Here is a 4,513-nt window from a genome sequence, read left to right as displayed (position 1 = left end):
ATATGCTGAGAGGCTCGCTCACCGCGCTCGTGACACCGTTCGAAAAGAGCGGGCGCTTCGACGAGAAAGCCTTTCGCTTATTTGTCGAATGGCAGATCGCCGAAGGCACCAAGGGCCTCGTCCCGGTCGGCACCACCGGCGAGTCGCCGACGCTCTCGCATGAGGAGCACCGCCATGTCGTGAAGGTCGCCATCGAGGTGGCCAGGGGCAGGGTGCCGGTCGTGGCCGGCGCGGGCTCCAACAACACCGAGGAAGCGGTCGGCCTGGTGAAGTATGCCGAACAGGCCGGCGCCGATGCCGCCCTTGTCGTCACGCCTTACTACAACAAGCCCACGCAGCGCGGCCTTTATGAGCATTTCGCCGCCGTTGCCCGCGCGACCAAGCTGCCGATCATCATCTACAACATCCCGCCGCGCTCGGTGATCGACATGATGCCCGAGACGATGGGCCGCCTGGCGCACGACTTCAAGAATATCGTCGGCGTCAAGGATGCCACCGGCAAGGTGGAGCGCGTCTCTGAGCAGCGCATGACCTGCGGCAAGGAGTTCATCCAGCTATCCGGCGAGGATGCTTCCGCGCTTGGCTTCAACGCCCATGGCGGCGTCGGCTGTATTTCGGTCACCTCGAATGTCGCGCCGCGCCTCTGCGCCGAATTCCAGGAAGCCACGCTTTCCGGCGACAGCGCCAAGGCGCTCGAGCTGCAGGATCGTCTCCTGCCGCTGCACAAGGCGATCTTCATGGAGCCCGGCGTTTCGGGGTCGAAATATGCGTTGTCGAAGCTGGGCAAGGTCGAGAACGTGGTGCGCTCGCCGCTGGTGACGGTCGAGCCCTCGACCGCCGAAAAGATCGACGCGGCGCTCAAGCATGCCGGCTTGATTAATTAGCGAGCCCGTTTGGAAACTCTACTCCTGCGGCCATCTGAAGGCGCCACCTGCGCTTCCGGTGCTCACGTACTATATGTACGCTCCGCTCCGGTTCTCGATGACGCCATCATCTGACTCGCAGGAGCGAGTTTCGAAACGGACTCTGGACGTCATGAATCAAGTCAAGAAAGCCGACCCCAACAACAGGACGGTCGCCGAAAACCGCAAGGCGCGCTTCTCCTACGAGGTGCTTGACACGATCGAGACCGGCTTGGTGCTGACCGGCACCGAGGTCAAGTCGCTGCGCCAGGGCCAGGCCAACATCCAGGAGAGCTACGCCTCGGCGGAGGGCGGCGAGATCTGGCTGATCAATTCCTATCTGCCGGAATATCTGCAGGCCAACCGCTTCAACCACGAGCCGCGTCGCCGCCGCAAATTGCTGGTCTCCAAGCGCGAGATGGCGAAACTCTCGCAAAGCGTCGAGCGCGAAGGCATGACGCTGGTGCCGCTGAAAATCTATTTCAACGACCGTGGCCGTGCCAAGCTGCTCTTGGCGATTGCCCGCGGCAAGAAATTGCATGACAAGCGCGAGACCGAAAAGCAGCGCGACTGGTCGCGCGAGAAGGGCCGGCTGCTGAAGGAGCGCGGCTAAAGCAATTCCAGGAAAAGTGCGTAGCGGTTTTCCGTTCGGAATTGCGTAAAAACAAAAGAGCCTTCGCCCGATGGCGGAAACAGGCCGCCTGAAAAAAGCCACTGCCGGTTCCTTGGTCCGGCGCAATCTCACCCTCCGACGGGGGACGGATCTTGGGGAAGCGGATTGTTTTCTGGGGCCTCGCCGGCGTGGTTGTCGCCTGTGCCGTCGTGGCAGGCGCCTATTTCTGGTTCCGCGGCTTTTCACCTAACCGCGCGGAATTCCCGGTCCGGGGCATCGACGTCTCCCACCATCAGGGAAAGATCGACTGGCCGCGCGTGGCGGCCGACGATGTCGCCTTCGCCATCATCAAGGCGACCGAAGGCGGCACCCATGTCGACACCCTGTTCGCGACCAATCTGCGCGAGGCTCGCGCGGCCGGCTTGGCGGTCGGCGCCTATCACTTCTTCACCTTCTGCCGTCCTGGCGCCGACCAGGCGAGGAATTTTATCGCCGTGGTGCCACGCGGCGAGCCGCTTTTGCCACCAGTGGTCGACATCGAATTCGGCGGCAACTGCCCGCAGCGTCCGTCGCCCGAGCAGTTGAATGTCGAGCTTGCCGCTTTTCTCGGCCCGGTCGAGGCGGCGTTCGGCAAGCAGGCGATCTTCTATCTGACCGACGAAGCGGCCGACACCTATTCCGGCAGCATCATGACCCGTCAGCGCTGGCTGCGTTCGCTGGCGATGAAGCCGCGCGAGAACGACTGGATCTACTGGCAGTATCACAATATGGGCCGCGTCGACGGCATAGAAGGTGATGTCGATCTGAACGTTCTGAAGGGCAGCCGCGAGACGCTGGCCGCGTTGTTCGCGCCGACGCCCTGAATTGCCGGCTCTTGAAGTGTCTGCCGTATCGCTGAAGGCTCACGATCCTGCCTGCGCCGGTGCATCAAGACGTTTGCTGGCAATCCGCCCTCCGATCGCCGACAAGCCCATCCCGGCGGCCATGATCGCGATGGCTGCGAACTGGATCGCCATCGGCGTTTCGCCGAGCACCGCCATGCCGACAACCACGGTGGCGATCGGTATGCCGGGCAGGAACAGCGATGCCGCCTGCGGCCCCAGTTGCCGGACGATGTAAGTATAAAGGAACATGGCTGTCGCGCCGGCCAGAATCCCCTGGACCACGATCTGGCTGATGATCTCCGTGGCGGCCGCCGCATGGATATGGCTTGGCGCGAAGAGATAGAGAGCCGGCAGCGGCAGGCAGGACAGGAGCACCACCGCGGCCGTCGCCGTGACGGGATCGGCACGCCAGCGCCTGACAAGAACGGCATAGGCCGAAAACATCAGGCCCGATCCGATGAAAAGCATATCGCCGAAGAGAACGCCGCCGGTGCCGTCGCGCGCCGGCGCGATGAACAGCGACAGGCCGGCGATGATCGCCAGCACACCGATGGTCCGTTGCCGCGAAGCGCCGTCATTGAACACGACGCGTGACAGCAGGAACGAAAAGAACACGATCGACGCGGGACAAAGCGCTGCCGCATGGGCGGCGGGGGCATGGGTCAGTCCCCAATTGATGATCAGCGGATAAGGCAATCCGGCCAGCACCGCCAATGCCAGGGCCCTGCGCCAGCCAAGCGCTCTCATGCCTGCGAAGCCGCCGCGCCAGACGATCGGCAGAAAGACCGCCCCCGCGCCGCCAAAGCGTAAGGCGGCCAGATCCGTCGCCGTGAGGTGCTCCCGGAGGCTGAAGCGGGCGGCGACGAATTGGATAGCGTAGATGCCGATCATGGTCAGGCCCGCGACGATCGCCAGCCTGGAGTTTCCTGAGTCTCGCGCGTCCGCCATGTTCCGCCGCCGTCATGACATCGCCACCGAAGACCGTCTCCGCAGAAAGCGATGGAAGCGCAGGCTATTGCCGAAAAGCCTGTGGTAAAATACGCTTCTTTATCGAAATTCGAGTGAAACTCGCAGATCAGAGGCAGATTTGGCGTGAATGCTGAAGCAGACGACCTCGACGCGGTCGACCGCAATCTTCTTCGGCTGCTGCAGGAGGATGGACGTCGCACCACACTCGATCTTGCGGCGCGTGTCGGCCTGTCGCCGACCGGAGCCAGCCTGCGGGTGAAGCGGCTGTTTCGCGAAGGCTACATCACTGCGGTCAGGGCCGTGCTCAATCCGGCAAAGATCGGGCGTGGCACGCTCGTCTTCATCGAGGTGCGTCTCGACCATACGGCGCCCCATATTTTCGAGCGCTTCGCCGAAGCGGTGACCAAGGCGCCCGAGGTTCTCGAATGCCACATGGTCGTCGGCGGCTTCGACTATCTGGTGAAGGCGCGTATCGCGGAGATGGCCGCCTATCAGGATTTCCTGACCCGGGTCATCCTGCCGCTGCCCGGCGTGAAGGAAACGCACACTTACGCCTCGATCGGTGACGTGAAGCCGGATGCGCTGCTGCCGGTATAGCCGCCGGACCATCGGGGCGGCGCCTGAATCTAGTTCTTCAGAAACGCCGAGATCTCGCTGAACACGCTGACGAACATTTCCTGCGTCAGCACGCCCGTATTGGTGTTGTAGCGCGAGCAGTGATAGCTGGAAAACAGCGCGATGCCGCCGGCCTCCTGCCTTCCGCCATGGCGGAACGGAATGGCCGCGACGCGCTCGCCCAGCGCCCGCACCGTCGACTGGTGCGCGATCGAACCCAGCGTCAGTATGGCGCGCAGGTTGGGGAAGCGCGCGATGGTGGGTTTCAAAAAAGTCCGGCAGGTGGCGATCTCAGAGCCGACCGGCTTGTTCTCCGGCGGCACGCAGCGCACCGCATTGGTGATGGCCGTGCCGACAAGTTCCAGCCCGTCATCCGGCCTTGCTTTGAACTCGCCGCGCGCCAGGCCCTGCGCGATCATCGTGCCATAGAGCAGGTCGCCGGCATAGTCGCCGGTGAAGGGGCGCCCCGTCCGGTTGGCGCCGCGCAGGCCAGGCGCCAGCCCGACGATCAGCAGGCGGACCGACGCTTC

6 protein-coding genes are annotated in these 4,513 nt (G+C 63.5%); 4 read left to right on the top strand and 2 right to left on the bottom strand.

All coding sequences use genetic code 11. The annotated features are described in order from the left end of the window. Positions 1-2 precede the first annotated feature (2 nt). The 3 genes from dapA (at position 3) to EOD07_RS23830 (ending at position 2,378) form a co-directional block, all read left to right on the top strand. A complete protein-coding gene (gene dapA, locus EOD07_RS23840; protein WP_127237191.1) occupies positions 3-884 on the top strand; it encodes a 4-hydroxy-tetrahydrodipicolinate synthase in 882 nt (293 codons plus the stop codon). 151 nt (positions 885-1,035) lie between these two features. Next, the gene (gene smpB, locus EOD07_RS23835; protein ID WP_041002108.1) at positions 1,036-1,515 is read left to right on the top strand and encodes an SsrA-binding protein SmpB; all 480 of its coding nucleotides are present in this window, start codon (positions 1,036-1,038) and stop codon (positions 1,513-1,515) included. A 152-nt stretch (positions 1,516-1,667) separates the two neighbouring features. After that, positions 1,668-2,378 carry a GH25 family lysozyme gene (locus tag EOD07_RS23830; protein WP_127237190.1) on the top strand — a complete coding sequence of 237 codons (711 nt, stop codon included), beginning with the start codon at positions 1,668-1,670 and terminating at the stop codon, positions 2,376-2,378. Positions 2,379-2,417: 39 nt separating this feature from the next. On the opposite strand, the gene EOD07_RS23825 is transcribed toward EOD07_RS23830, so the two are convergent. Further along, the gene (locus EOD07_RS23825) at positions 2,418-3,347 is read right to left on the bottom strand and encodes a DMT family transporter (RefSeq protein ID WP_127237189.1); all 930 of its coding nucleotides are present in this window, start codon (positions 3,345-3,347) and stop codon (positions 2,418-2,420) included. A 144-nt stretch (positions 3,348-3,491) separates the two neighbouring features. Here EOD07_RS23825 and EOD07_RS23820 point away from each other — a divergent pair, with 144 nt between their 5' ends. Next, positions 3,492-3,965: an Lrp/AsnC ligand binding domain-containing protein gene (locus EOD07_RS23820; RefSeq protein WP_127237188.1), complete on the top strand. Its 474-nt coding sequence runs from the start codon at positions 3,492-3,494 to the stop codon at positions 3,963-3,965. A gap of 29 nt (positions 3,966-3,994) precedes the next feature. On the opposite strand, the gene EOD07_RS23815 is transcribed toward EOD07_RS23820, so the two are convergent. Beyond that, a partial coding sequence (locus EOD07_RS23815) for a uracil-DNA glycosylase (RefSeq protein ID WP_127237187.1) occupies positions 3,995-4,513 on the bottom strand: 519 nt, incomplete at its 5' end.

Source organism: Mesorhizobium sp. M2C.T.Ca.TU.002.02.1.1 (genome assembly GCF_003997225.1).
This window is presented reverse-complemented; position numbering and strand designations above follow the sequence as displayed.

Bases quoted from the DNA above. Each gene is read 5' to 3' on its own strand.
- dapA (WP_127237191.1), top strand. From the start codon at position 3: ATGCTGAGAGGCTCGCTCACCGCGCTCGTGACACCGTTCGAAAAGAGC.
- smpB (WP_041002108.1), top strand. From the start codon at position 1,036: ATGAATCAAGTCAAGAAAGCCGACCCCAACAACAGGACGGTCGCCGAA.
- EOD07_RS23825 (WP_127237189.1), bottom strand. From the start codon at position 3,347: ATGGCGGACGCGCGAGACTCAGGAAACTCCAGGCTGGCGATCGTCGCG.